Source organism: Pseudomonas sp. EA_65y_Pfl1_P113 (genome assembly GCF_963970525.1).
Lineage (GTDB): Bacteria > Pseudomonadota > Gammaproteobacteria > Pseudomonadales > Pseudomonadaceae > Aquipseudomonas > Aquipseudomonas tritici.
Genome location: NZ_CAXAQM010000247.1, coordinates 1 through 599, shown reverse-complemented (window position 1 = coordinate 599; position 599 = coordinate 1). Strand labels below are relative to the sequence as shown.

The 599-nt window shown below is 57.8% G+C and carries 1 protein-coding gene and 1 pseudogene; both read right to left on the bottom strand.

Annotation, left to right across the window (positions count from 1 at the left end; translation table 11 throughout):
• Positions 1-182, bottom strand: a pseudogene (locus AACY52_RS29405) (hypothetical protein); the annotation flags it as partial.
• Positions 183-210: 28 nt separating this feature from the next.
• A partial coding sequence (locus tag AACY52_RS29400; protein ID WP_339561233.1) for a hypothetical protein occupies positions 211-599 on the bottom strand: 389 nt, incomplete at its 5' end.

Genomic DNA, 599 nt, shown 5'->3' with positions numbered 1-599 from the left:
AAGCCGACGAAGGTCCGCCATTGAGGGCTGACAATGATGCCGCGAGCGCCGTAATATTGGTATGCTTCAACCTTCGGGTTATGACAGCGCTTTTGCATACCCCGCCAAATGGTATGCAATCGAGTGCCACTTCGGCCGGGCGCGGTCGATTCAGTCCAATCGTCGAAGGTCGGCAGCATCATCTATCCGTTCAGGCTATGACGCCGAGCGTCAGCTCGAATATCCGACGGGCATATGCCCTTCGCAATATTCTGTGCCAGTCACCAACAGTTGCGCGGCTTCCGATAGCTTCGCTTCAATAACATGGGGCCACGCGAGTTGGTGATAGTGACGCAGGAGGTGGAGGATGATGAAGGCTTCAAATGTCCACCCTTTCTCCCGCGTATGCGCCGGGAGCTTGCGCGTTATGGCGCACAGGTATGTAGCGACGCTTTCAAGCGCATTCCCCAATTCGCCTTGCGACAGGTCGCCAAATCGGTCTGCCAGGTCAAGGATAACGAAGCGGGACCAGTCGACGCTCCGGCGAGTTTCGCGATCGATCAACCAGACGTGCGGCGGGGTGGCGCATATGCTACGCGCAGAGTCAGCTTGGGCCACGG